The sequence below is a fragment of the Meiothermus luteus genome (assembly GCF_003574085.1).
Taxonomy (GTDB): Bacteria; Deinococcota; Deinococci; order Deinococcales; family Thermaceae; genus Meiothermus; species Meiothermus luteus.
The window spans coordinates 1-24,764 of the sequence record NZ_QWKZ01000035.1 but is presented as its reverse complement, the minus strand read 5'-3'; the positions used below and the strand labels follow the sequence as shown (position 1 = coordinate 24,764).

The following is a 24,764-nucleotide window of genomic DNA, read 5'->3' as shown; positions in this document are numbered from 1 at the left end:
GCTGAACTGCCTCAACTACCGCAAGGTCCAGGCTAAAAAAGCCGCCCTGGAAGCCTTCTCCTTCAACCCCCTCTCCGCTTTGAGGTTCCTGGGGTTGCATACAAAAGATGTATAGCGGTCAAGTCTGGGCTAGGCTGGCTCTCCTTGGCCCCGGCCCAGGTGGTTCCGAGCTTTATAGAGGAAACCCAGAGCGCCGGGGTCTTTAGCCGTTTTGAGGGCGACTACGTGGTGGGGGGCGGGGTAGCCGCCTTTGATTGCAACCGCGACGGCCTGCCCGAGCTGGTGCTGGCCGGCGGGGACAACCGGGCCAAGCTCTTCCTGAACCGAAGCGCGGTGGGCGGGCCGCTGCGCTTTTCGGAGCAGGTGGCGGGGGTGGAGTTCGCCCAGGTAATGGGGGCCTACCCGCTGGACATAGACGGCGACGGCGAGACCGACCTGGCCCTTTTGCGGGCCGGAGAGGACCTCCTGCTGCGCGGTCTGGGGCGGTGCCGTTTTGAAGTGGCCAACCGGCGGTGGGGCTTTCAAGGGGGGAACAACTGGACGACGGCGTTTGCTGCTACCTGGGAGCGTGGCCAAAACTGGCCTACCCTGGCCACGGGGGCCTATGTGCAGCGCAACACCACGTTCCCCTGGGGTAGCTGCCGGGGCAACGCCCTGTACCGGCCCAGCCCCAGCACCCCAGGATTCGCTCCCCCGTGGCCGCTCGAGCCCAGCTTCTGTGCACTTTCCATGCTCTTCTCCGACTGGAACCGCTCGGGCATCCCGGCCCTTAGGGTTTCCAACGACCGCGAGTACTACCAGGGAAGAGGCCAAGAACAGCTCTGGCAGCTCCTCCCGGGCCAGCCGCCCCGCCTCTACACCGAGGCCGAAGGCTGGAAGCGCCTGCAAATCTGGGGCATGGGCATCGCCAGCGCCGACCTCACCGGAACGGGCTACCCGGTCTACTACCTCACCAGCATGGGCGACAACAAGCTCCAGATGCTGGAATCCCCCGAGCGACCCAGCTACATAGACATCGCCTTCCGCCGCAACGTCACCGCCCACCGCCCCTACACTGGCGGGGACGTGCACATGTCCACCGCCTGGCACGCCCAGTTTGAGGACGTCAACAACGACGGCCTGGTAGACCTTTTCGTGGCCAAGGGCAACGTGGGCTACATGCGCGAGGCCGCCGCCCGCGACCCCAACAACCTGATGCTGCAAAAGCCCAACGGCACCTTCACCGAGGTAGGGGACAAGGCCGGAGTGGCCAGTTTCCTGCGGGGCCGGGGGGCCCAGGTGGTGGACCTAAACGCCGACGGCCTGCTCGACCTGGTGGTGGTCAACCGGCTTGACCCGGCCCAGCTCTGGCGCAACCTGGGCGGCCTAGGCGGGCAGCCCCTGGGCAACTGGCTACAGGTACGCCTCCAACAGCCGCCCCCCAACCGCGATGGCATTGGGGCCTGGCTCGAGGTTGAGCTACCGGGCCGGGTACTGCGCCGCGAGCTGACGGTGGGCGGAGGGCACGTGAGCGGGGGCCTGGGCTTCGTGCACTTTGGCCTAGGCAACGCCAAAGAGGTGCGCCTGCGGGTGCGCTGGCCCGACGGCGCCGAGGAAACCGCCTTGGTGGGCAGCAACCGCTTTGTGCTGTTCGTGCGGGGCCAGGGCCCCCAGAACTTTGTCCCCGGCCAAAGTTATTGACTTTCCTCCAGCAAAGTGGTACTTTTTTCCCGAGTCGAAAAAACCGGGGCTCCTCTCTCCCGCCTCTTGGTGGCTCGGCTCATCCAAACCTAGTGAGGAGGAAGTTATGAAGCTATTTCCCCGAGCAGCGGTGTTGCTGTTGTTCGCCCTAGCCCTGCCCTCCTTGGCCCAGCAACTCATTGTCGGCGTGAGCTGGTCAAATTTCCAGGAAGAGCGCTGGAAAATTGATGAGCGGGCCATCCGCGAGCAGCTCGGGCGCATGGGCGCGACCTACATCAGCGCCGATGCGCAAAGCTCCTCGGAAAAACAGCTCAACGACATTGACGCCCTCATCGCCCGTGGGGCCAAGGCCCTAATCATCCTGGCCTGGGACAAAGACGCCATCCTACCGGCTATAGAAAAGGCCAAAGCGGCCCGCATACCGGTTATCGCCTACGACCGCCTGATCGAGAACGACTACGCCTACTACATCACCTTTGACAACGTAGAGGTAGGCCGGATGCAGGCCCGCGAGGTGTACAAGGTTCGCCCCAAGGGCAACTATGCCTTTATCCTAGGGGCCAACACCGACCCCAACGCCGACTTCCTGCACAGGGGACAGCTTGAAGTCCTAGACGCTGCCATCAAGCGGGGCGATATTAAGGTGGTGGGCAAGCAGTACACCGAGGGCTGGAAGCCCGAGGTGGCCCAGCGCAACATGGAGCAGATCCTCACCGCCAACGGCAACAAGGTGGACGCGGTGGTGGCCTCCAACGACGGCACCGCAGGGGGCGTGGTGGCCGCGCTGGCCGCGGTGGGGCTGGCCGGAAAGGTGCCGGTCTCGGGCCAGGACGGCGACCAGGCCGCGCTCAACCGGGTGGCCCGGGGCCTGCAGACCGTGAGCGTGTGGAAGGATGCCCGCGAGCTAGGCCGCAGGGCCGCCGAAGCAGCGGTTCTCCTAGCCCGGGGTACCCCTATGGAGCAGCTACCCGGACGTACCATTTTCGCCGATGGGCCCAAGAAAGTGCGGATGAACGCCCTTCTGCTCAAGCCCATTCCCATCACCAAGGACAACCTCAACGTGGTGCTCCAGGCGGGCTGGATCACCAAACAGGCCCTCTGCCAGGGGGTAAGCGGCCCCACCGCACCGGCGGCTTGCCGCTAGGCTTCTGAATCTGGAAAAGAAGGGTGGGCCCTGCCCACCCTTTTTGTAGGCCGCAAGATTGAGCAGGGCTATATAATCCAGCCTAAAAACACAGCGGAGGATGTTGCGCATGCAGATGCAATCCGTATCAAAGGAGCGAGCCAGCCTGGTCGGAAGCCTGGGGGTAGACGGCCGTGTCCTGACCATGCTGGTGGTGCTGGCTGTTGTCTGGACGGCCTTCCAGATACTCACCCTAGGTCAGCCCGGTCAGTTCTTGAGCCCGCAAAACCTCTGGAACCTTTCGGTGCAAACCGCCGTGGTGGGCATCATGGTAGGGGGCATGGTGCTGGTCATCGTAGCCCGCCAGATTGACCTCTCGGTGGGCTCCATCCTGGGCTTTACCGGGATGATTATGGCCCTAATCCAAACGGTTCCCCCCCTGGGCTGGGGGGGGCACTGGCTGTTGGCCCTGGGGGCCGGCCTGCTGCTGGGAGCGCTGATAGGGGCTTTCCAAGGCTACTGGGTGGCCTACTGGGGGGTGCCGGCCTTCGTGGTAACCTTGGCGGGGTTGCTGATTTTCCGCAACGCCACCTTCATCGTGGCCAGCGGACGCACGATTGGTCCTCTGGACGACAACTTCAAGGTGCTGGGGGGTGGCCTCAACGGTTCTATTGGGGAGTTCTGGACCTGGGTGGTAGGGCTGGTGGTGATAGCCTATATCGTCTACCAAGCTTTCTCCAACCGCAGCCGCCGCCTCAAGAACGGGCTGCCGGTACGGCCTGTTTGGGCCGAGGGGGTGGTCAACGGGTTTTTGATACTCCTCACCCTAGCCTTCGTATGGGTAATGAACGCCTTCCCTTACCCCGGCACCAACATACCCCGGGGCATGCCGGTACCGGTGCTTATCACGCTAATTGTGCTCTTCAGCCTCAACTGGATTGCCCTCAACACCCGCTTTGGCCGCTATGTGTTCGCCATCGGAGGCAACCCCGAAGCGGCGTTGCTGGCCGGCATCAACGTCCGGCGGATGCTGGTGGTGGTGTTCGCCCTGATGGGCTTCCTGGCCGCCCTGGCCGGGGCTGTGCAGGCTGCCCGGCTCAACTTCGTCACCAACAGCATGGGCAACCTGCTCGAGCTCGACGTGATTGCCGCCGCGGTCATAGGCGGCACCGCCTTGGCCGGGGGCAGCGGCACCATCGTGGGGGCCGCGCTGGGGGCATTGCTGATGTCCTCCCTGCACAGCGGCATGGTGCTGATGGGGCTGCCCACAGAGTGGCAGAACGTGGTGCTGGGGCTGGTACTCCTGGCCGCAGTTATCTGGAACTCGGTCTACCTGAGAAGCCGGAGGTAAGGCATGACCCCTCTTGTGGAGATGCAGAACATCTGCTTGCGCTTTGGCGGCAACCAGGCTCTAGACAACGTTTCGGTCAACCTCTACCCGGGCGAGGTGGTGGGCCTTCTAGGCCACAACGGAGCGGGCAAGTCCACACTGATTAAGGTGCTCTCCGGCGCCTATCAAGCCGACTCGGGGCAGATTCGGGTGGACGGGCGGGAGGTGCAAATCCGATCCCCGCAGGATGCCCAGGCCCTAGGCATTGAAACCATTTACCAAAACCTAGCCCTGGCCGACAACCTCGATGCGGTGGCCAACGTATTCTTAGGCCGGGAGAGGGTGCGGGGGATAAGGCTAGACGAGGACTTCATGGAGCTGGAGGCCCGAAAAACCCTTGACCGCCTAAGGGTCAAAATCCCCTCCTTGCGCGTCCCGGTGGCCCAGATGTCGGGCGGGCAGCGCCAAACCGTGGCCATCGGACGGGCCCTTTACTTCAAGGCCCGCTGCTTGATTATGGACGAGCCCACCGCCGCCTTAGGCCCCGAGGAGACCGCCAAGGTAGGCGAGCTCATCAAGGCCCTCAAGGCTGAAGGCGTCGGCATCTTCCTGATCAGCCATGACCTGCACGACGTGTTTGACCTGGCCGACCGCATCACGGTGATGAAGAACGGGCGCGTGGTGGGCACCGTCTACACCCAGGACGTGAGCCACGACGACGTGCTGGGCATGATTATCGGGGGGGTAATGCCCAAGGGCGTGCGCCCCGCGCAAACCCCGCTGCCGCGCGGCTAGGAGGTGCTCCAACGTGCGCATTGGAATCGTAGGCGCGGGCTGGTGGGCCGGTTTTGCCCACCTGCCCGCCTTCAAAGACGCAGGGGCCGAAATCGCCGGCATCTATAGCCGCACCCCAGCCCACGCCCAAAAACTGGCTGAGCAGTTTGGCACCCGGGCCTTTGAGCGCTACCCAGACCTGCTGGCCGCCTGCGACGGCGTGGCCATCTCCACCACCGACGACACCCACGCCCCCTTGGGCATCCAGGCCCTGGAAGCGGGGAAGCACCTTTTCATGGACAAACCCCTGGCCCGCAGTGCGCCGGAAGGCGAGGCCATTTTGAAGGCCGCGCAGGCCCACGGGTGCATCGGCCTGACCGCCTTCACCAGCCGGGGCGACCTGGCCGCCGAGACCGCCCAGGGGCTGGTGCGCTCGGGCGAGATCGGTGAGGTGCTCTACCTGCGGGGCTACTTCCACGGGGGCTTTATGGGCGACCCCACCGGCCCCACCCCCTGGCGGGCCAAGGCCGAGACAGGCGGGGCCGGGGGCGCGGTGGCCGACCTGGGGGCCCATCTTTTCGACCTGGTGCGGATGGTGACGGGCCTCGAGTTCACCCAGGTCATGGCCCAAGGGCATATCCACTTCCAGCGGCCCGATCCGGTCACCAACCTCGACGAGGGGGCGGTGCTGGCCCGGCTGGGGGAGGCCAGCGGGGCTTTTTCGCTCTCGAGGGTGCACATCGGGGCCGACCAGCGGCTCGAGCTGGAAATCCAGGGCACCAAAGGAGCCCTAAAGCTCTCCCCAGCCCTCTGGGGCAAGGGAAGCAGCTTCCAGCTCCTCCTGGCCCGGCGCCCCGGCCTCTACCGCGAAGTGTCCCCGGACAAAAGCCTGCTGCGGGGGCGCGACCCGCAAATTTCCTGGGGCCACTTCCAGTTCATTGAACTGGCCCGGCGCTTTATGGAGGGGGTGCGGCACAACCGGCAGCCTATCCCGAGCCTGGAGGACGGCCTGGCCGCCCAGCGGGTCATAGACGCTGTGGTGCGAAGCATCCATAGCCAGGCCTGGGAACCCGTGCGCTGACCTCCCGTTGGCCTTATACTAGGGCCACCAAAGGAGGTCACGCATGATTCGCACTGTCGCCCTGGTGGGGCACAGCGGCAGCGGCAAAACCACCCTCGGGGAAGCGCTCTTGTTCTTCACTGGGGGAAAAGACCACATGGGCCGGGTGGAAGAGGGCACCACCACCTCCGATTACACCCCGGAGGAGAAGGCCCACCGGCTTTCGGTGCGGACCGCAGTGCTCCCCCTGGTCTACCAAGGCCACCGCATCTACCTGCTGGACGCGCCCGGTTACGCCGACTTCGTGGGGGAGATTCGCGGGGCCATGGAGGCCGCTGATGCTGCGGTGGTGGCGGTTTCGGCCGAAGCCGGGGTGCAGATTGGCACCGAGCGAGCCTGGACGGTGGCCGAGCGGCTTTCGCTCCCGCGGATGGTGGTGGTGACCAAGCTGGAAAAAGGGGGGGACTTCCTGGCCCTGCTGGAGGACCTGCGGGCCACCCTGGGGCCCATCCTGCCGGCCCACCTGCCCCTTTATGAAAACGGCCGGTGGGTGGGCCTGATTGACGTGCTCCACGACCGGGCCTTCCGCTACGAGAAGGGTCGCCCGGTGGTGGCCAGCGTCCCCGAAGCCCAGCGGGCCGCGGTGGAAAAGTACCGCAATGAGGCCCGGGAGGCCATCATTGAGACCGACGAGGGGCTTCTGGAGAAGTACCTAGAGGGCGGTGAGGTGGAGGATGTGGCCCTCTCGAGAGCCTTCCACGAAGCGGTGCGGAAGGGCCAGATATACCCGGTGGCCATCGGTTCGGCGGGGGCCCTGATTGGTCTAGACCTGCTCCTAGACCTCTTCCTAGAAGCCCTTCCCTCGCCCGAGGAACGCTGGGGAAAGGGTCCTCCGGCAGCCAAGGTCTTCAAGGTGCAGGTGGACCCTTTCATGGGCCAGGTGGCCTTCGCTCGACTCTACCGGGGCCAGCTCCGGCCTGGGGACAACCTGCAGTCCGACAACGGTACGGTGCGGCTGGCCCATCTCTACACGGCCCGCGGCAAAGACCTGGTAGAGCTGGAAGAAGCCGAGGCCGGTACCATTCTGGCCCTACCCAAAGCCGATGGACTGCACAGGGGCATGGTGCTGTGGCAAGGGGAACAGCCCAGCCTCCCCAGCGCCCGCTTACCTGACCCGGTGGTAATGCGGGCCATCGTCCCGGAAGGCCGCAGCGACGAGGCCAAGCTCGGCGATGCGCTGCGTAAGCTTTTGGAGGAGGACCCCAGCCTAAGATTTGAGCGCAACCCCGAGACCGGGGAGCAGCTTCTTTGGGGAATGGGGGAGCTGCACCTCGAGACCGCCATTGAGCGGCTGGCCGACTACGGGGTCAAGGTCATCGCCCGGGTCCCCAAGGTGCCTTACCGGGAGACCATCCGCAAAAAGGCCGAGGGCCAGGGCAAGCACAAAAAGCAAACCGGAGGGCACGGCCAGTACGGGGACGTGTGGTTGCGGCTGGAACCCCACGAGGACTACGAGTTCGTCTGGGAGATTACCGGCGGGGTCATCCCCACCAAGTACATGGAAGCGGTGGAAAGCGGCATCAAAGAGGCGGCCAAAAGCGGCCCGCTGGCGGGCTACCCGGTCATCGGCTTCCGAGCGGTGGTGTACAACGGTTCCCACCACGAGGTGGATAGCTCCGACCTGGCCTTCCAGCTCGCCGCCCAGCTCGCCTTCAAAAACGTGGTGGCACAGGCCAGCCCCACCCTGCTGGAGCCCATCTACACCCTAAAGGTGTTCGTCCCCCAGGAGCGGGTGGGGGACATCCTCTCCGACCTACAAGCCCGGCGGGGCCGCATCCTGGGTATGGACCAGGAAGGGGCGCTGGCGGTCATCAGCGCCGAGGTGCCCCTGGCCGAGGTGCTGGAGTACGGCCGCACCCTCTCGGGGCTAACCCAGGGCACCGGAGCCTATAGCCTCGAGTTCTCCCACTACGCCGAGATGCCGCCCCACCTGGCCCAAAAGGTGATCGCCGAGCGTCGGGCCGAGATGCAAGGATGACCCACACCCAGCCCACCCAAGGTTTAGTATGGGTGTATGCACCGGACGCTGGCGTTGGCCCTGCTGCTAGGCTCAGCCCTGGCCCAAAACCTGGTTTCGCTGGCCCCCCCAGGGGCAGTGGCCGGCTTCTACCTGGCCGACCTGCGCGGAAGCCCATACCTGCAGGGGTTCGCAGCCGACTGGAAGGCGAGCGGGATGGAAGCTCTCTTAGGCCGGGAGCTGCGGCAGCAGGTGGGTCAGGCGGTAGACCTGCTGGGCCTGGCGGCGGGGGGACTGGTGGCGGCGGCCTACCCCGACGGCTTCTTCGTCCTAGGCCGCCCCAGCCCCGGGGCCCTGGAGGCCCTGCGCAAGGAGGCTCGGGGCCTGCAGAGCCTAGGGGGCTGGCAGGTGGGCGGCGACAAGGAGGTACAAATTGGCCTCAGCCGGGAGCTCTTCTTTGTGGCCAGCCCCAAGTACGCCCAGCTCTTCTTACAAAACCGGCGCGGCCTAGGGGCCCCGGCGCGGGGGGACCTGGTGTTCTGGGGCAGCCTACCCCAGGGACTGGCCCAAGACCTAGGCCTACCCCCCAGAACCAGCAGCGCTCTTCGGGCCCTGGGCCGCTTCACCTATAGCCTCCAGCTTAGCCCCGGCGGCTACACCGAGGAGGCCCGGCTCGAGCTCAACCCCACCCTAGACCCCACCCTAGCCAGGCTGCTTCTCCCCAAAGAGCGCCCCTACGACCCCACTGGCTTGCCCCAGGGCTACTCGGTGACCACCGGGGTCTTTGACCTGGCCCAGTTCGCCACCTACCTGAAGGGCCTGCTGAGCGAGCTAAACATTCCCCTGGAGCTGGACCTCAAGGGCTTCAGCCCCCGCTACGCCCTGGTCAGCGTCAAGGGGCCCCCGCCCGCCCCCGATGGGCGCGGCGAGGGTTTGCTGGGCCACACCCTCGTCTACTGGGAGGTCAAGGACCCCGCCCTGGCCGAGGCCAACCTGCTCGCGTTGATGCGAGCGCTGGCGGCTTTCTCCACCCCCGAGGGCCAAGGGGGCTTTAGAACCTTGGGCAGCGTGGGGGGGTTCAAGGCGGTGGAGCTGGGCCTAGCGGGGGTCTTCTACTACCGGCTTGAGCCCGACCGGCTGGTCCTGGCCACCAGCAAAAGCGCCCTTGAGGCGACGGCCAACCCTCCGTGGGGCCGTGACCCGGGCTTTCGGCGCTTCCGGGTGCGCATGCCGGCCAACGCCATTGGCTTCACTTACACCGACCAGGGCGCGCTGATGCGGGAGCAGGCAGCCTTGTTGGCCGGCCTGTTGCCCCAGGCAATCGGCCAGACCGAGGGGTTTGAGCGCCGGCTGGGTCAGGCCCTGGCCGGCTTTCTCGAGCGCGTAGCCCAGCGCTTTGGGCCAGGCCTCTCGTACACGGTGGTGGAGGGCCACCGCCGGGTGAGCCGGGGCTTTTACGAGATGCGTTGGTAGGCCAAGGTGCAGCTCGCCTTCGCCTTCCCCGGAGTTCTTGCCCTAGCCCCTTTGGCCCTGGGACTCATCTGGTGGTGGTACCGGCGCAGACGGCCCCCGGAGCGTAGGGTGGCCGGACTTTGGCTCTGGCGAAAAGCCCCGCGCAAGGGCCGGGCCCGGCGGCGGTTTGACCTGAGGCTCTTTCTACTCCTCCTGGCGGCCTCGCTGGTTCTGCTGGCCCTCTCCGGGCCGGAGGCCAGCCTTCAGCGCCCCGGCCCTTTGGTGGTGGTGCTGGACACCTCGGCCTCCATGGCCGCCACTGACCTCTCCCCAAGCCGTATGGAGCGGGCCAAAACCCTAGCCCGTAGGCACCTGGTGGCTGCGCCTCGAGCGGTCCTGGTGGCCCCCCCTCAGGTCTTCGGACCGGCCCCTGGGCCCAGCCTGGTGGGGGCCCTGGAGCGGATTCAGCCCAGACCCCACAGAGCCCGGCTGGACGAGGTGCTGGCTCGAGGAAGGGCGCTGCTGCCCGAGGCCCGCACCTTGGTCATCAGCGACAGCCCTCCTCCCCAGGGGGCCGATGGGTACCTGAATGTGGCCGGCAATGGGGCCAACGTGGGAATCAGCGCCATTGGGCCGGGGTTTGTGGCGGTGGCCAACGCCGGGCCTGGGGTATGGCGGGGCGAGGTGGAGGTGGACGGCCGCCGCTACCCCCTGGAGGTTCCGGCGCGGGGCTTTACCGGCCTCGAGGTGGCCTCGGCCACCCCCAGCGCGCGGCTGGTAGGCCAGGACGCGCTCGCCCTAGACGACCAGGCCCGCTTCAGCCGCCGGCGGGTCCGGGTGGAAAGCTTTCCGGCGCCCGCTCTAGAACGCCTCCTAGCCCTGCTGCAAACGGCCCAAGGAAGCCCCGGGGAGGTGGTCCTCGCGCAGGGCCCCCCCCGGCAGGAGCCCACCCGCTTTACTGTGTTTTTTGCCCAGCAGGCCCTGGGGCAGGCCGCCGTCTTTGATACCGAACGCACCCTCCCCTACCTGCGCGGGGTTGAACTGGTCGGCTACACCCTGCAAATACCCCCACCCCCCCCAGCACCCGGCTGGCGCCCTTTGGCCTGGAGCGAGGAGGAGGTCGCCCTGGCCTGGTACCACCCCAACGGGGTCTACCTGCCGCCTCTGGAGCGCCTGAAAGACCTCCCGGCCTTCCCGGTGCTCCTCCACAACCTAATAGCCCCCCTGGGGGAGCTGCGCAGCGGCCTCCTGCTGCCCGAGGAGACCCTGCTGCCCCGGCCCATCCCCGACCTTCCCCTGCCCCCCGGCCTGCGCCTTGGGCTGGCCCCCTGGCTGGCCCTGGCCGCCGCGCTGGCGCTGGTCCTCGAGTTCTACCTCTTCCAGTATCGCCCGCTGCGGGCCCGGCCGGAGCCCTTAGCCCAAACCCTGCCCGAGGCGTAGAATTGGGGGTATGAACCGGGTGCTTCTGGGCGTGCGGGGCATGGAGCGCCCCGAGCAGGTGGAGAAGGTCAGCAAAGCCCTTCAGCGGCTCGAGGGGGTGGGCGGAGTGCGGCCCGCAGAGGTGGGGCAGCTCGAGGTCGCCTACGACCCCCACAAGCTCACCGTGATGGACCTCATCCGGGCGGTGCGGGAACAGGGCTTTCTGGCGGGAATGCTCTGAAACGATTCCTGTTCGCAACAAGCGGCCTATTGAGGTAATATGGGGGTGTCTGAGGTAGGGCGCACCCGCCCAGGCAGATAAACCAGCCCCACAACCCGGTAGAGGTCTACGCTCGCTTGTTTGCGCTAAACTGGAGGGCAAGCGAAGCGCTGAGCGAAACCCCCTTAGCGAAGGCGGGGCTGGATTTTAGCACACCTAGAAAGGAGCAGTTATGGCCTACAGAGACGATTTCAAAACCCGCAAAAGCCTCTCTACCCGGATGGGGGAGGTCTACTACTACGATATCCTCGAGCTCGAGCGGCAGGGCGTCGCCCAGGTGTCCCGCCTGCCCTTCAGCATCCGGGTGATGCTGGAGTCCTTGCTGCGTAACCACGACGAGTACAAGGTCACCCGAGAAGACGTGATTAACCTGGCCCGCTGGCAGCCCGACCCTGGTGAGGTGAACGTGCCCCTTATCCTGGCCCGGGTAATCCTGCAGGACTTCACCGGGGTCCCGGCGGTGGTTGACCTAGCGGCCATGCGGGACGCGGTGGCCAAGCTGGGCGGTGACCCGGAAATCATCAACCCCACCGTCCCGGTAGACCTGGTCATAGACCACTCGGTGCAGGTGGACTTCTTCGGCACCACCTATGCCTTTGAGAAAAATGTGGAGCTGGAGTACCAGCGCAACGCTGAGCGCTACCGCCTCATCAAGTGGGCCCAGCAAGCCCTCAAAGGCTTCCGGGCTGTACCTCCGGGAACTGGTATTGTACACCAGGTAAACCTGGAGTACCTGGCCCAGGTGGTCATGACCCAAAAAGGCGAGGACGGCAAGCTGTACGCCTTCCCTGACTCCTTGGTGGGTACCGACTCCCACACCACCATGATCAACGGCCTCGGGGTGCTGGGCTGGGGCGTGGGGGGCATTGAGGCCGAGGCGGTCATGCTGGGCCAGCCCTACTACATGCTGGCCCCCAAGGTCATCGGCTTCAAGCTCTACGGGGAGCTTCCCGAAGGGGCCACCGCCACCGACCTGGTGCTGCGGGTTACCGAGATGATCCGCAAGCACGGGGCGGTGGGTAAGTTCGTGGAGTTCTACGGCCCCGGCGTTTCTAAGCTCCCCCTGGCCGACCGGGCCACCATCGCCAACATGTCGCCGGAGTACGGCGCCACCATGGGCTTCTTCCCCATTGATGAGGAAACCTTGGCCTACCTGCGGCTCACCGGCCGCCCCGAGGAGCTCGTGGACCTGGTGGAGAAGTACGCCAAGGCCAACGGTCTGTGGCGCAGCGACGAGGCCGAACCGGTCTACAGCGAGTACCTGGAGCTGGACCTTTCCACCGTGGTTCCCTCGCTGGCCGGCCCTAAGCGGCCGCAAGACCGGGTCAACCTCTCGGAGGTAAAGAGGAGTTTCCTAGAACACCTCACCAAAGACCCTAAGGAGCGGGGCTTTGGCCTCCGGCCTGAACAGCTTGACAAGAGGGTAACGGTTCGGCGCGGGCGCGAGGAGTTTGAGCTGCGCCACGGCTCCGTGGTCATCGCGGCCATCACGAGCTGCACCAACACCTCCAACCCCTCGGTGATGCTGGGGGCGGGCCTTCTGGCCAAGAAGGCGGTAGAAGCCGGCCTGGATACCCAGCCTTGGGTCAAAAGCAGCTTGGCCCCTGGCTCCAAGGTGGTCACCGAGTACCTGGACGCCGCCGGTCTGACCCCTTTTCTGGAAGCCCTGCGCTTCCACACCGTAGGCTACGGCTGCACCACCTGCATCGGGAATTCTGGGCCGCTGCCGGAAGAAATCTCCAAGGCGGTGCGGGAGGGCGATCTGGTGGTGGCGGCGGTGCTCTCGGGCAACCGCAACTTTGAGGGCCGGGTCAACCCCGATGTGAAGGCCAACTACCTGGCCAGCCCTATGCTGGTGGTGGCCTACGCCATCGCCGGCCGGATTGACATTGACTTCACCACCGAGCCCCTCGGCTACGACCCCAACGGCCAGCCGGTCTACCTCAAGGACATCTGGCCCAGCCAGGAGGAAATCCGCCAGGTCGTGCACAAGACCCTGGACCCCGAGATGTTCCGGCGTCAGTACGCCACCGTCTTTGAGGGGGACGAGCACTGGAAGGCCCTCCCGGCCCCCTCCGGCCAGCTCTACCAGTTCGATCCCAGCTCCACCTACATCCAAAACCCGCCCTTCTTTGAGAACCTGGGGCAGGGCCAGGAGCTTTCCGACATCAAAGGGGCCCGGGTGCTCCTGCTTTTGGGCGACTCTATAACCACCGATCACATCTCCCCTGCGGGCAGCATCGCCAAAAACTCCCCCGCCGCTCGCTACCTGATGGGCCATGGGGTTGACCCCGCCGACTTCAACAGCTACGGAAGCCGCCGGGGCAACCACGAAGTAATGATGCGTGGCACCTTCGCCAACATCCGCATCCGCAACCTGATGCTAGGCGGCAAGGAGGGTCCCTACACCAAAAAGCTGCCCAAGTCCGACCGGGGCGCAGAGCCGGGATCGGGCGAGGAGTTGTTCGTCTACGACGCGGCCATGCAGTACAAGGCCGAGGGAACCCCGCTCATCGTGATTGGCGGCATTGAGTACGGCAACGGCAGCAGCCGCGACTGGGCCGCCAAAGGCACCTACCTGCTCGGCGTCAAGGCGGTCATTGCCCAGAGCTTTGAGCGCATCCACCGCAGCAACCTGGTGGGCATGGGCGTGCTGCCCCTGCAATTCCAGCCCGGCCAAAGCGCCGCCAGCCTCGGCCTCACTGGCTATGAGGTGTACGACATCCTGGGCATAGAGGACCTCACCCCGGGCAAGGAGCTCACCGTGGTGGCCACCCGGGCCGACGGCAGCCAGGTGCGCTTCCCGGTCAAGGCCCGCATAGACACCCCTGTGGAGCTGGACTACTACAAGAATGGCGGCATTCTACAGACCGTGCTGAAGAACATGCTGGCTAAGAAGGCCCTGGCGTAAAGCCCACCCGCCCCTGCTCCGGGGCGGGTTTGGCCCTCCGCTTGGGAAAATCCCTCGCAGGGGGTAGACTAAGGGGCGTGATTTTCTCCCTCGAGCAAGCCCCCCCCGAGGGCGAGGTGGCCCACCTTCAGGTCCTGCAAAGGGCGGGTCTGGCCGTAGTCCCTACCCTGGTGCTGGTAGGGGTGGAGGCGGAGTTCTACCAACTAGGCAACCTGGCCGAGCAAATCCAGCGGGCTTTTGAAGGCGTCTTCGGCGCCCGGCTGGACGAGGAAAGGCTGGCCCGGGCCTGCGCTTTTGCAGAGAGGCTGCTGCGGGAGTCCTATCTGCTCCCCGAACGCGCCGAGGAGGTACGCAAAGCCCTTCCCGAGGCCCGGCTGCTGGTGCGCTACGCAAACGAAGCCCCCTTCGGCCTGGAGATGGGCAGCCAGGCCGCCCTTTGGGCGCTCAAGCGGTTGTGGGCCAGCCGCTGGCAGCTTGATGCGGTGCTGGAGCGGCAGCCCCGGCTGGCCCCCCCGGAATCCCCCACGCTGGTTCAGCAGGTGGAGGCCGATCTGGCCCTAGACCAAGGGCTCTCCGAGCGAGCCAGCGCCTTGCTGGGCCGAGAGGTCCGGGTCTGGGCCTCCGGGGGGCAGGCCGTGCGGGTGAGCTGAGCGGAGCGGGTTATGTACGATAGCCATATCCACACCCCGCTGTGCAAGCACGCGGTGGGCAGCCCTACTGAGTACCTCCAAGCGGCGCGAAAGGCCGGGCTCGCGGGCCTGGTCTTCACCGACCACAGCCCCATGCCCCCCTGGTTTGACCCAGATGTGCGCATGGAGCTGGCGGAATTGCCCTTCTACCATGCGACGCTCGAGCGGCTTCGCAGCGAAGCTGGCGACTTCTATGTGGGGATTGGCCTGGAGGCCGATTTTCACCCCGGCACCGAGTACTTCGTGCAGCGGCTGCGGGCCCAGTACGCGTACGACTACCTGATTGGCTCGGTGCACTACATTGGGGCCTGGCCCCTGGACAACCCCCGCTACGCGGCCGAGTTTGAGGAGCGCGAGCTGCGCGAGGTCTACCGCGCCTATTTCAGCCTGGTGGCCCAGGCTGCCCGAAGCGGACTCTTCCACGCCATCGGGCACCTTGACCTGCCCAAAGTGATGGGCCATCGGCCCCCCGAGGGCTACGCCGACCTGGCCCAGGAGGCCCTAGAGGCCATTGCTGGAGAGGGGCTGGCCCTGGATGTGAACACCGCCGGTTGGCGCAAGAGGGCGGGCGAAATCTACCCTAGCCCCGAGCTTTTGGCCCAGGCCCGGGCCATGGGCATCCCGGTGGTGCTGGGTTCCGACGCCCACCGCCCAGAGGAGGTGGCCCACCGCTTTGCCGAGGCGGTGGCCCTGCTTAGGGCAGTGGGCTACCGCGAGGCCGTGGTCTTCAAAGGGGGGCGGCCTGTAACCTACCCATTGGAGGTCCCATGACCCGCAAGGAGCTGGCCGGGCTGCTCGAGTACGCCGCCGACCTGATGGAGGTGCTGGGGGAGGGAGAGTACCGTGCCCGGGCCTACCGGGTAGCCGCCCGCAGCCTGGAGCGGCTCGAGGCCGACCTCAGCGAGCTGGCCGCCCAGGGCTTCCGAGGCGTGAGAGGGATTGGGCCGGGCCTGGCCCCGGTGCTCAAAGAAATCGTGAAAACCCAAGAGTTCCCCTACCTGGCCGAGCTGGAAGGCCGGATACCCCCAGGGGTGCTGGCGCTTTTCCGGGTGCAGGGGCTTGGCCCAAAGCGCATCCGGGCCCTGTGGGAAAACGGGGTGGAGAGCCTGGAGGAGCTGGTGCGCTTCGCCGAGGAGGGACGGCTACGAGCCCTTCCAGGCTTTGGGGCCAAGAGCGAGGCCAGCCTCCTAGAGGCAGCCCGCTACGCCCTGCAAAGCCTTCGCCGGGTGCTCCTTCCGGTGGGGTTGGAGGTGGGGCGGCTGATCCTAGCCGACCTGCAAAACGCCGGCTTTCGGGCTGAGCTGGCTGGAAGCGTGCGGCGGGGGCTAGAGACAGTGGGCAACCTGGACCTGGTTGTGGAGGGCCCACCGGGAGCGGTGCAGAAGGCCCTTGGGCATTACATGCGAGAAGCCCAAGGCAATCTTCTTCTGGGCCAGGTGGAGGGCCTATCCCTGCGGGTCTTCTGCGCTGAGCCGGCCTCTTTTGGCTCGGTCTGGGTGGAGGCCACCGGCTCCAGGGAGTGGCTCTCCGCCCTAGGCCCCATCCCCCAGGGCTGCGCCACAGAGGAGGAGGTCTTTCTGGCCCTGGGTTTGGCCTACATCCCGGCCTACTGGCGGGAGAAGGAGCACATCGGCCTATCCCCACCGGAAGACCTTCTAGGGCCCCAGGCCCTAAAGGGCTTGATTCACCTTCACACCGCCTACTCCGATGGAACCGCCAGCCTGCGGCAGATGGCCGAGGCGGCCGTGGCCCAGGGCTACGCCTACATGGTGGTCTGCGACCACTCTAAAAGCGCGGCCTACGCAGGGGGGCTGCAGGAGGCAGCGGTACGGCAGCAGTGGGCCGAGATAGACCGCCTCAACGCTGAGCTCTCCCCCTTCCGCATCCTCAAAGGCATTGAGTCGGACATCCTACCGGACGGCTCGCTGGACTACCCCGAGGAGCTGCTGGCCCACTTTGAGGTGGTGGTGGGCAGCCTGCACAGCGGGCTTTCTCTAGATCCAAAAGCGCAGACTGAACGGCTTCTAAAGGCTTTAGACAACCCCTACCTGAGCATCCTGGGCCATCCCAGCGGTCGGCTGCTCCTGCGGCGCAAGGGGGCCCAGGCCGACTGGGAGCGGGTCTTGGAGCGGGCCGAGAAGAACCGGAAAGCGGTGGAGTTCAACTGCAACCCCCACCGCCTCGAGCTGGACTGGCGGACCATGCTGGCCTGGCGGGAGCGCCTTTACTTTTCCCTAGGGCCGGACGCCCACAGCCCAGAGGGAATCTCGGACCTTCAGTACGGTCTGCTCTTCGCCCAAAAAGCCGGTCTTCGCCCCAAGAGCATCGTCAATACCTGGCCCGCTGAACAGCTCATCGGGCTCAAAAAAGGGCCCTAGCTGCCCTCCGCCCCCACCAAAAGCTCGGCCTCCCGCTCGAGGTAGGCCCTGAGCACATCCGAGACCGTGACAATGCCCACCAGCCGCCCCTCCCGGACCACCGGAAGACCCCCGATTTTGTGCTCGAGCATCAGCTTGGCGGCAGCTTGGAGCGGCATGTTTTCCCCGACGGTGATTGGGTTCTTGCTCATGACCTCGCCCACGGGGAGCTTGGCGATTAGGTAATTGAGCTCCCAGATGGAAAGCGAGCTGGCATCAGAGGGCATGGCCTCTTTGAGGTCACGGTCGGTAACGATGCCCACCAGCCGCCCGTCCTTTACCACCGGCAGCCGGCGGAAGCCGCCTTGCTTCATCATCCTGGCCGCCTCGGGCACCGGCACCTCTGGCCCGACCACCTGGGGGTTGGGGGTCATGAACTCCTTGACCAGCATAGGAACCACCTCGAGCCTAGCCTATACCTAGCCAAAAGGGGCATATGTCACCGAGGGGTCCTCCACGGCCCGCCACAGGTACCACGCGGCATGCGAGCGGTAGGGGCGAAAGCGCTCTCCCAACAGCTCCAGACCTCGCTGGTCGGCCACCCCATAAACCCTTTGGGCCCCCCTGCGAAGGCCCAGGTCCAGCAGGGGCCAGACGTCGGGGCGGCCCAGGCCAAACATCAAGAACATCTGAGCGGTCCAGACCCCCACACCCTTGAGCTGGGTTAGGCGGCGAACCACCTCTGGGTCGGGCAAACCCTCCACGCCCTGCAACCCCCCTTCCAGGGCGAAGCGGGAGAGCGCCCACACGCAGCGCACCTTGGCCGCCGAGAGCCCAACCGCCCGCAAGTCCTCAAAGGAGGCCTGGGCGAGCACCCCCGGCTCTAAGGGAAACCGCCCCTCCAAGCGCCGCCAGATGGCGCCGGCCGCCTTGCTTGAAAGCTGCTGACCCACAACCGAGCCCAGGAGCACCGCAAACGGGCTCCGCCTTGGGAAGGGGTGGGGAGAGAAGGGCGCAGGGCCGTACCGCTCGGCCAGACCCTGCATGAGCAGGTCTGAAAACCCAACCCGCGGCTTGGTCTCTACTCCCGCCTCCACTCTCCCGACCTGCCCCCCGACTTGTGCAGCAAGCGCAAACCAGTAATCTCCAGGCCCTTGCTCACCGCTTTGAGCATGTCGTAGACGGTAAGGGCCGCCACCGCGCAGGCTGTGAGGGCCTCCATCTCCACCCCGGTCTCGGCCTTGGTTTTGACGGTGGCCACCACGCGCACCCGGGCCTCCTGGGGCTCAAACCAAAGCCGCACTTCTACGCCAGTGATGGGCAAGGGGTGGCACAGAGGGATGAGCTCGCCGGTCTTTTTCGCCGCCATGATGCCCGCGAGCTGGGCCACGCCCAGGGGGTCGCCCTTCCCCACCCCTCCTTCCTGCAAAGCCTCCACCGCTTCTGGGGTGAGCAAGACCGTAGCCTCAGCCGTGGCCACCCGTAGGGTGGCGGCCTTATCGCTCACGTCCACCATGCGCGGCCTGCCGTCCTCAAAGTGGGTCAGCTTGCCCATACTCTAAGCCTAAACCATCCGCCCTTCAGACGTCCTTCCGCTCAAAAATCAGGAGGGCCAGAGCGGAAAAGCCCAGAGTGTAAATGAAAAGCAACGGCAGGCCTAAGGAGACCGCCTCCGGCCGCACGTAGAGGTCAAGGTAACTGGTGAGCAAAAAGGGCTGCAGGGCCGGAAAGGCCACCAGCAGCCGCATGAGCAGCAGGGTGGAAACCGCCGCCAGGGCCGCCGAGGTGGTACTCAGGAAGACCACCGCGTATAAAAGCGCCAGGGCCGACAACGGCCAAAGCACCACCCCAGCCAGGGCATGGGCCCGAAAAACCTCTGCGAAGGCCATCCCCGGGGTGAGGGGCTCCCCTGTGCCCGCGAAGCTGCCCGGGCCTAGGCCGGTCCCTCCCCAAAAGCTGCCCAGGCCAAAAGGAAGGCCCGCCAAAAGCGAGCCCAGCAAGCTCACCCCCAAGAGGATGAAGGGATAGGCCAGCACCACCACCAGCTTGGCCCCCAGCAGGCGGCTTCTGGGGCTGGGGCGCAGCAGCACCGACTTTAGGGTACCCATGGAAACCTCCGAGCCCAGCACCTCTGCTGCAGCCATGGCGGTGAGAAAGGGAAAGAGGAAATCCATACCGGTAAGCAGGGCAAAGGCGGGCACCTGCCAGCCCGAGACCAGCTCAATCCGGTACTGGGCCCGCAACCCCGGGGCAAACGCCCACAAAAAGGGCAGCAAGAAAGCCGCCAGGAGCCCAATCTGCACCGAGCGCAACCGTACCAGCTTGCCGAACTCCCAGACCAGGACCCTAAGCACGCCCCCTCCCTCTTCCCCGCACCCCGGGCTTAGCCCGACGCATGCTTCACCCTCTCCCGGTAGTACTCGTAGAGGTCAAAGTAGTCGGGCTCCAAAAACCGCACCTGGAAGTTCTCCCGGACCAGCGCGGCCAGCGCCAGGTTGGGAGAGCCCTCAAAAACAACGCTTACATCCCTCAGGCTCACGTTCTGCACCCCCGGAACGGTCTTTAGAAAGGCCGCGGCCCTAGCCGGGTCGTCCACCCGGAGGCGGTAGGTCTCTCCCCGAGCGCCCAGCCTCACCTCCTCCAAAAGCCGCCCACCCCCCAGGATACCCACCCTATCGGCGTAGGCCGAAACCTCTCGCAGGTGGTGGGTGGAAAGGAGCACAGCCACGCCCTTCCAGGCCAGCTCAGCCAGAATCTCGTGGACCCTCCCGATGCCCTGCGGGTCAAGACCGCTGGTGGGCTCGTCCAAAATGAGCACCTGGGGTTCGTGCAGGATGGCCGAGGCCAACCCCAAGCGCTGGCGCTGCCCCAGGGAGTAGGTGCGCACCGGCTGGTCGGCCACCGCCAACAGTTCTAGCCTGGCCAGCACCTCCCGGATGCGGGCCTCGGGCCTGGACATCCCGGTCAGGAAGGCCACCATCTCCAGGTTCTGCCGGCCCGTAAGGTGGGGGTAAAAAGCTGCGGGGGCCTCCACCACCGCCCCCAGAACCCGCCGGATCGCGTACCCCCCGTTGTAGAGGTCCTGCCCAAGCATCCGCACCACCCCTGAGGTGGGGAAGGCCAAGCCTGTAAGGAGGCGAATGAGGGTGGTCTTCCCCGAACCGTTGGGCCCAGCCAAAGCGTAGACCTCACCGGGCTGCACAGCAAAGGTAATCCCCTCCAGCACCGGCTTGCGGCCATAGCGCTTGCTCAATTGGATGGCCTCAAGGGCCGCACCTGAACTGTTCGCCGCAGGGGCTCCCATGGGTGTGATTATACGAAGCCCCTTGCGGGGTTCTAGGCTTGTGCTATGCTTGAGCATGCGTCCTCGGTCTGACGCAGCGCGCCAGCGTGAACCGGGTCAGGGCCGGAAGGCAGCAGCCCTAAGCGCCACGGAGCGGGTGCCGTCAGGAAGCCGGGGGCGCTTTTAGGTTGAATGCGGCGCTTCTCACCCAAGAGGAGCTTATACTTCGCACTTGGAATGCTGCCCCGCTACCTTCTGCGCGAGACGCTTTCCCTGTACCTGCTGGGCGTGCTCCTTTTTGTAGGTCTTATCACCTTTGACCTGCTTTCCTCCCTTTCAGGGGCCTTTCTCAGGGCCCGCACCCCGGTTGGTGAGATTGCCACGCTGGTGACCTACCGGGTTCCCCACACCCTGGGTATCGCGCTGCCCCTGGGGCTGGTGTTCGCCCTGCTGGTGGCCTTAGCCCGATGGATTCGCCAGTCCGAGCTCAAGGCAGCCTACGCCGCCGGGGTACCCCCCATCCGCTTCATCGGCCCGGTGCTGCTGCTGTCCGCCTTGGTGGGTGGGGTGGTTTTTGTGAACGAGGGCTGGATTAAGCCCATCGCCCAGGAGCGCTTTGAGGCGCTTCAGTACAGGATTTACTACGGCTCTGAGCCCTCTGGGGTCCTCACCGACCGCACCTACGCCCCTCAAGGGCTTGGGGTCTACTACGCCCAGCGCATCTACCCAGCCCCCCAAGGGCAAGGGGGCTCGAGGCTGGAGGGGCTGCGGGTGGTGGAGCCCGACGGCTCCATCTGGAGCGCGGAGCGTGGGCTATGGGTCAACGGGGCCTGGCGGCTGGAAAACGCCTATCGGATAGACCCCAGCGGCCGGATACACCCGGCCTCCGAGCACCCCCTGCCCTTCCCAGTGGGCATACAACCCAAGGGGGTTTCCTACGAGGCCATGCGGCTGCCTGAGCTCTCCGCCGCCGCCCAGGCCGACCCCGCCGCGGTCTTTCCCCTGGCCCGCCGCTACGCCAACGCGGTGGGCACGGTGATCTTAGCCTGGCTGGCGGTGGTCATTGGCCTTTCCCTGCGGGAGGCCGCCTGGGCTTTTATCGCCGTGGTGGGGCTCATTTTCGGCTACTGGACCCTTTTCACCTTCTCGGCCCAGCTCGCCCGCTTTGACCTGTGGAGCGCCTATGGGGCCTGGCTACCCAACCTGGTCTACGGGGGGTTGGCCCTTCTAGGCACCTGGAGGCTGGTCCGATGAGCACCCTGGACCGCTACTTGGTGCGGGAGGTGGGCGCTTCGCTCCTGGGGGCCTTGGCGGTGGTGGTTCTGGCCCTGCTGGGCGGGGCGCTCTACGAGGTTCTGGCCCCCCTGCTGGCGCGTGGGGCCGACCCTTTGGTGGTGAGCCAGTACCTGGCCTTCCGGGTGCCCGAGGCCCTGGTGCGGGGGACGCCTTTGGCCTTTCTTTTCGCCCTTTTGCTGGTCCTCTCCCGCATGGGCGAGGACTCAGAGCTCAAGGCCATGCTGGCTGGGGGTATCGCCAAAGCACGGGTACTTTTTCCTCTTCTGCTCCTTGGCACCCTTCTTTTCACCCTGTGCCTGCTGGCTGCTGACAGCCTGGTCCCGCGCAGCCTTCAGCAAGGGCAGAACGTTCTTCGGCAGGCGGTGCTGCAAAAGCCTAGGGCGCTGCTTCAACCAGGAACGCGGCTGGTGGACGCCTATGGGCGTATCGTCTACGTGGGGCAGGTGCACGAGGGCGGCATCGGGGAGGTACGGGTCATCACCGCAGAAGAGGTGCTGGTGGCCGCCCAGGGCCGGTTTGAGGAAGGGGCTCTGGTGCTCAGCGAGGGCCTCCGGGTGACCTATGGCGGCGCGCGGCCTCGCACGGTGGCGCGGTTTGAGCGGGCGGTGGTGCCGCTGGTGGAGCTTTCCCTCGAGCCCCCCGGAGGGCTTTTCAGCCTGAGCGTGGCCGAGCTGCGCCAGCGCATCGCCCAGTACAAAGCCCAGGGCCTCCCCTACCACGCCGAGATGACCGCCCTACAACGCAAATGGGCCGAGCCCGCGGCGGTTTACTCGTTCGCCCTGTTCGCCGTGGGGCTGGCCTTCTTCCTGCTGGGGGGCAGCCGCAGCCTGGGAATGCTGGGGGTGGTGGTGCTCACCTTCATCTACTACGCCACCTGGAGCGTAGGCCGCATCATGGGGGAGCAGGGCGTAATCCCCCCGGTGCTCGCCGCCTGGGGGCCTAACCTCTTGTACGCTTTGGCCGGGTTGGCCCTGCTTCGCGTAGGGAAGCGATGAGCCAGAGGGGGTGCAAAAGGTGGGGGATGGGGGTGTGGAAATGCCTCCTCCTACTCCTGGTGGTGGCCTGGGCCCCTGGGCTGGCCCAGGAGGGAAAACGGCTTAGAATCCTCGAGGCCCAGCGGATGGAGCTGCGCAACGAGGAGGGCGAGGAGCTGGTGGTGCTGCTGGGCACCCCGGTGCGAATGGAGCGGAACGGCGAGCAGATTGAAGCACCGCGGGTGGTCTACAACCGCACCCGAAAGCGCCTCCTTCTGCTGGAGGGGGTGCGCTACCGCGACAAGCAGGGCCAGCTCATTGAGGCCGCCGAGCTGGAGCTATTCACCAGCGACGAGAGCTTTGAGGCCATTGAGGTCAAAATAGAGTCGGGAGACTTCTACCTCACCGGTCCGGTCTGCCAGCGGGCCGCGGGGCAAATTTTGCTCCAGCAGGGCTACCTCACCCCTTGCCAGCGCTGCGAGCAGGAGGTGGCCGACTACGGCTTCCAAGCCCAGGAAGTGCTGCTCTACCCCGGCGACCGGATCATCGCTCGAGGGGTGTGGGTGCTCCTACGGGGAGAGCGCACGCTCTACCTGCCGGTGCTGCTTTTCTTCCTAAACGAGCGCAGACCGCGGCTTGAGCTCGGACAGAACGACACCGAGGGGATCTTCGTGCGGGCCGACCTGCCCTACGTTTCGGACTTCGGGGTGGGCTTCACCCTGCTGCGCTACTTTGAGCGGCGCGGATGGGGCTTTGGCTTTGACCACTTTGGCGTAGGAACCGCGCTGGAGCGCTACCAGTTCCTCTACCTGCCCCCGCCCGCCGGGGTGGTGCTTCCAGAAAGCGACCCCCGCAAGGACGGCATCTTCAAGTACCGCTTTAGCTACAAGCTGGAAACCCCCGAGGAACGCCTAGAGGGGCTGGTCCTGCGGGACGACAGCCCCCAGGCCGAGCCCGCTTTTCTGGGAACAGGAGGCCAACCCGACTACACCACCTACCTACTGGAGTGGGCCACCCGCCGGGGCGAGCCCCTTTTCCGGGCCACCCTGGACGGCTACATAGACCACAACCCCCTGGCCCTACCCAACGAGCGCACCTCCCCCCAGCGGCTGCCGGAGGTGGAGGTGAGCTTTCCCCGAGGCATAGAGGGGGCCTTTCGGCTGAACGGGCGGGCCCTGCTGGGCTACTACCAGGCCCCCTCCAACCCGCTCAACCGCTCGGCCCGCCGGCTGGGGCCCTACATCGGCGCGGGGCGGCTTTGGCTCGAGCACCGCGAGAGCTACCGGCTGGCCACCCCTCCCTGGCCAGGCCTTAGCCTTAGCCTGGAGAACACTTTCATCGGGCGCTACTACAGCACCCAGAACATTGACGAAAGCGGCAACCCCACCGAGTTTGAGCGGCTCATCACCTGGAACACCCGGGCCAGCCTGGGCCAGGCCATAGGACCGTTTAGCCTGAACTTTGGCCTGAACCGCAGCCTGGTGGAAGGCGAGACCCCTTTCCAGTTTGATTACGAGCGGCCTCAGCGCAGCAGCCGGCTGGAGGGCAGCCTGGGCTTCAACCCCGACCCCCTCCTCTCCCTCACCGCCCGGGCAACCCGCGACCTGGAGAACCGCCGCTTTGACCCCCCGGCCGAGCTTACCCTGACCTCCCGGCCCTTCCCCTGGTTCAGCCTCACCACCCGGGTGGGCCGCGACCTGGAGCTGGGCCGCTGGGACCTGCTGCGCTCCAACCTGGCCCTCTCTCCCACCCCTTTTAGCCTGAACCTGAGCTACGAGCGGCAGCTCGAGCTGGGCCTTGACCGTCTGCTGAGCCTAAACCTAGGGTACAACCCCCTCCCCTTCAACCTCTCCTTGCGCACCACCTACCGCTACTGGGATCTTCAGGAAAAGGAGAGCCGCCCCAAGGAACAGATACCCCTCATTGCCCGGTACGACCCCCTCGAGCTCTCCGCCAGCTACAACCCCCCCGGCAACACCCTCTCCTTCAGCCACAGCCGCGACCTGAACAACGGACAGGCCATCCGCAGCGAGTTCAACCTAGTGGTCCAGGAAGCCCCCAACAGCTTCCGCCTGCGCCAGAGCCTGACCCACCCCTACACCCCCCTGCCCTCCTACAC

General features: G+C 65.9%; 21 protein-coding genes and 1 other RNA gene. 17 read left to right on the top strand and 5 right to left on the bottom strand.

Annotated features, from left to right (window positions below):
• Nucleotides 1-144 precede the first annotated feature (144 nt).
• The 13 genes from Mlute_RS06885 to Mlute_RS06825 all read left to right on the top strand — a co-directional run bounded on the left by Mlute_RS06885 (nucleotide 145) and on the right by Mlute_RS06825 (nucleotide 17,113).
• The gene (locus tag Mlute_RS06885) at nucleotides 145-1,680 is read left to right on the top strand and encodes a CRTAC1 family protein (RefSeq protein WP_245958880.1); all 1,536 of its coding nucleotides are present in this window, start codon (nucleotides 145-147) and stop codon (nucleotides 1,678-1,680) included.
• Nucleotides 1,681-1,786: 106 nt separating this feature from the next.
• A complete protein-coding gene (xylF, locus tag Mlute_RS06880) occupies nucleotides 1,787-2,824 on the top strand; it encodes a D-xylose ABC transporter substrate-binding protein (RefSeq protein WP_119359996.1) in 1,038 nt (345 codons plus the stop codon).
• Between the two features lie 109 nt (nucleotides 2,825-2,933).
• Nucleotides 2,934-4,154, top strand: coding sequence for a sugar ABC transporter permease (locus Mlute_RS06875; RefSeq protein ID WP_119359999.1), 1,221 nt, complete (start codon nucleotides 2,934-2,936; stop codon nucleotides 4,152-4,154).
• Between the two features lie 3 nt (nucleotides 4,155-4,157).
• The gene (locus Mlute_RS06870) at nucleotides 4,158-4,928 is read left to right on the top strand and encodes an ATP-binding cassette domain-containing protein (RefSeq protein WP_119359995.1); all 771 of its coding nucleotides are present in this window, start codon (nucleotides 4,158-4,160) and stop codon (nucleotides 4,926-4,928) included.
• Nucleotides 4,929-4,941: 13 nt separating this feature from the next.
• Nucleotides 4,942-5,988: a Gfo/Idh/MocA family protein gene (locus Mlute_RS06865; RefSeq protein ID WP_119359994.1), complete on the top strand. Its 1,047-nt coding sequence runs from the start codon at nucleotides 4,942-4,944 to the stop codon at nucleotides 5,986-5,988.
• A 43-nt stretch (nucleotides 5,989-6,031) separates the two neighbouring features.
• Nucleotides 6,032-8,005, top strand: a complete 1,974-nt coding sequence (locus tag Mlute_RS06860; RefSeq protein WP_119359993.1) for an elongation factor G — start codon at nucleotides 6,032-6,034, stop codon at nucleotides 8,003-8,005.
• Nucleotides 8,006-8,041: 36 nt separating this feature from the next.
• Entirely contained in the window at nucleotides 8,042-9,457 is a 1,416-nt protein-coding gene (locus Mlute_RS06855; protein ID WP_119359992.1) for a hypothetical protein, read from the top strand.
• A 6-nt stretch (nucleotides 9,458-9,463) separates the two neighbouring features.
• Nucleotides 9,464-10,876, top strand: a complete 1,413-nt coding sequence (locus Mlute_RS06850; RefSeq protein ID WP_119359991.1) for a vWA domain-containing protein — start codon at nucleotides 9,464-9,466, stop codon at nucleotides 10,874-10,876.
• A 10-nt stretch (nucleotides 10,877-10,886) separates the two neighbouring features.
• Nucleotides 10,887-11,096: a heavy-metal-associated domain-containing protein gene (locus Mlute_RS06845; protein WP_119359990.1), complete on the top strand. Its 210-nt coding sequence runs from the start codon at nucleotides 10,887-10,889 to the stop codon at nucleotides 11,094-11,096.
• Between the two features lie 211 nt (nucleotides 11,097-11,307).
• Nucleotides 11,308-14,046, top strand: a complete 2,739-nt coding sequence (gene acnA / locus Mlute_RS06840) for an aconitate hydratase AcnA (RefSeq protein ID WP_119359989.1) — start codon at nucleotides 11,308-11,310, stop codon at nucleotides 14,044-14,046.
• 77 nt (nucleotides 14,047-14,123) lie between these two features.
• Nucleotides 14,124-14,696: a hypothetical protein gene (locus Mlute_RS06835; protein WP_119359988.1), complete on the top strand. Its 573-nt coding sequence runs from the start codon at nucleotides 14,124-14,126 to the stop codon at nucleotides 14,694-14,696.
• Nucleotides 14,697-14,708: 12 nt separating this feature from the next.
• Nucleotides 14,709-15,506: a histidinol-phosphatase gene (locus Mlute_RS06830; RefSeq protein WP_119359987.1), complete on the top strand. Its 798-nt coding sequence runs from the start codon at nucleotides 14,709-14,711 to the stop codon at nucleotides 15,504-15,506.
• Nucleotides 15,503-17,113 carry a DNA polymerase/3'-5' exonuclease PolX gene (locus Mlute_RS06825; RefSeq protein ID WP_119359986.1) on the top strand — a complete coding sequence of 537 codons (1,611 nt, stop codon included), beginning with the start codon at nucleotides 15,503-15,505 and terminating at the stop codon, nucleotides 17,111-17,113. Before Mlute_RS06830 ends, Mlute_RS06825 begins: the two co-directional genes overlap by 4 nt.
• Here Mlute_RS06825 and Mlute_RS06820 read toward each other — a convergent pair.
• Genes Mlute_RS06820 through Mlute_RS06800 form a run of 5 tightly spaced genes read right to left on the bottom strand, consistent with a single transcriptional unit; the run spans nucleotide 17,110 to nucleotide 20,396 of the window.
• Nucleotides 17,110-17,544: a CBS domain-containing protein gene (locus tag Mlute_RS06820; protein ID WP_119359985.1), complete on the bottom strand. Its 435-nt coding sequence runs from the start codon at nucleotides 17,542-17,544 to the stop codon at nucleotides 17,110-17,112. The genes Mlute_RS06825 and Mlute_RS06820 overlap by 4 nt on opposite strands.
• 27 nt (nucleotides 17,545-17,571) lie before the next feature.
• Complete coding sequence (locus Mlute_RS06815; protein WP_119359998.1) at nucleotides 17,572-18,138, bottom strand: DNA-3-methyladenine glycosylase family protein; 567 nt, start codon at nucleotides 18,136-18,138, stop codon at nucleotides 17,572-17,574.
• Between the two features lie 35 nt (nucleotides 18,139-18,173).
• Entirely contained in the window at nucleotides 18,174-18,647 is a 474-nt protein-coding gene (gene moaC, locus Mlute_RS06810) for a cyclic pyranopterin monophosphate synthase MoaC (protein ID WP_119359984.1), read from the bottom strand.
• A gap of 25 nt (nucleotides 18,648-18,672) precedes the next feature.
• Nucleotides 18,673-19,446, bottom strand: a complete 774-nt coding sequence (locus tag Mlute_RS06805) for an ABC transporter permease (protein WP_119359983.1) — start codon at nucleotides 19,444-19,446, stop codon at nucleotides 18,673-18,675.
• 29 nt (nucleotides 19,447-19,475) lie between these two features.
• Nucleotides 19,476-20,396, bottom strand: coding sequence for an ABC transporter ATP-binding protein (locus tag Mlute_RS06800; protein WP_119359982.1), 921 nt, complete (start codon nucleotides 20,394-20,396; stop codon nucleotides 19,476-19,478).
• Between the two features lie 60 nt (nucleotides 20,397-20,456).
• On the opposite strand from Mlute_RS06800, the gene ffs reads away from it, so the two are divergent.
• The 4 genes from ffs to Mlute_RS06780 all read left to right on the top strand — a co-directional run.
• Nucleotides 20,457-20,556, top strand: an RNA gene (gene ffs / locus Mlute_RS06795) — signal recognition particle sRNA small type.
• Nucleotides 20,557-20,612: 56 nt separating this feature from the next.
• The gene (locus Mlute_RS06790) at nucleotides 20,613-21,629 is read left to right on the top strand and encodes an LptF/LptG family permease (RefSeq protein WP_119359981.1); all 1,017 of its coding nucleotides are present in this window, start codon (nucleotides 20,613-20,615) and stop codon (nucleotides 21,627-21,629) included.
• Nucleotides 21,626-22,666, top strand: a complete 1,041-nt coding sequence (locus Mlute_RS06785; protein WP_119359980.1) for an LptF/LptG family permease — start codon at nucleotides 21,626-21,628, stop codon at nucleotides 22,664-22,666. The genes Mlute_RS06790 and Mlute_RS06785 overlap by 4 nt, the downstream gene beginning before the upstream one ends.
• A gap of 26 nt (nucleotides 22,667-22,692) precedes the next feature.
• Nucleotides 22,693-24,764, top strand: a 2,072-nt coding sequence (locus tag Mlute_RS06780; RefSeq protein WP_245958879.1) for an LPS-assembly protein LptD, incomplete at its 3' end; no start/stop codon positions are given.

What these genes read in the sequence shown, in the direction of transcription:
- xylF (WP_119359996.1), top strand. Translation starts at nt 1,787, where the DNA reads ATGAAGCTATTTCCCCGAGCAGCGGTGTTGCTGTTGTTCGCCCTAGCC.
- Mlute_RS06875 (WP_119359999.1), top strand. Translation starts at nt 2,934, where the DNA reads ATGCAGATGCAATCCGTATCAAAGGAGCGAGCCAGCCTGGTCGGAAGC.
- Mlute_RS06870 (WP_119359995.1), top strand. Translation starts at nt 4,158, where the DNA reads ATGACCCCTCTTGTGGAGATGCAGAACATCTGCTTGCGCTTTGGCGGC.
- Mlute_RS06860 (WP_119359993.1), top strand. Translation starts at nt 6,032, where the DNA reads ATGATTCGCACTGTCGCCCTGGTGGGGCACAGCGGCAGCGGCAAAACC.
- Mlute_RS06855 (WP_119359992.1), top strand. Translation starts at nt 8,042, where the DNA reads ATGCACCGGACGCTGGCGTTGGCCCTGCTGCTAGGCTCAGCCCTGGCC.
- Mlute_RS06845 (WP_119359990.1), top strand. Translation starts at nt 10,887, where the DNA reads ATGAACCGGGTGCTTCTGGGCGTGCGGGGCATGGAGCGCCCCGAGCAG.
- acnA (WP_119359989.1), top strand. Translation starts at nt 11,308, where the DNA reads ATGGCCTACAGAGACGATTTCAAAACCCGCAAAAGCCTCTCTACCCGG.
- Mlute_RS06830 (WP_119359987.1), top strand. Translation starts at nt 14,709, where the DNA reads ATGTACGATAGCCATATCCACACCCCGCTGTGCAAGCACGCGGTGGGC.
- Mlute_RS06825 (WP_119359986.1), top strand. Translation starts at nt 15,503, where the DNA reads ATGACCCGCAAGGAGCTGGCCGGGCTGCTCGAGTACGCCGCCGACCTG.
- Mlute_RS06820 (WP_119359985.1), bottom strand. Translation starts at nt 17,544, where the DNA reads ATGCTGGTCAAGGAGTTCATGACCCCCAACCCCCAGGTGGTCGGGCCA.
- Mlute_RS06815 (WP_119359998.1), bottom strand. Translation starts at nt 18,138, where the DNA reads ATGCAGGGTCTGGCCGAGCGGTACGGCCCTGCGCCCTTCTCTCCCCAC.
- moaC (WP_119359984.1), bottom strand. Translation starts at nt 18,647, where the DNA reads ATGGGCAAGCTGACCCACTTTGAGGACGGCAGGCCGCGCATGGTGGAC.
- Mlute_RS06800 (WP_119359982.1), bottom strand. Translation starts at nt 20,396, where the DNA reads ATGGGAGCCCCTGCGGCGAACAGTTCAGGTGCGGCCCTTGAGGCCATC.
- Mlute_RS06790 (WP_119359981.1), top strand. Translation starts at nt 20,613, where the DNA reads ATGCTGCCCCGCTACCTTCTGCGCGAGACGCTTTCCCTGTACCTGCTG.
- Mlute_RS06785 (WP_119359980.1), top strand. Translation starts at nt 21,626, where the DNA reads ATGAGCACCCTGGACCGCTACTTGGTGCGGGAGGTGGGCGCTTCGCTC.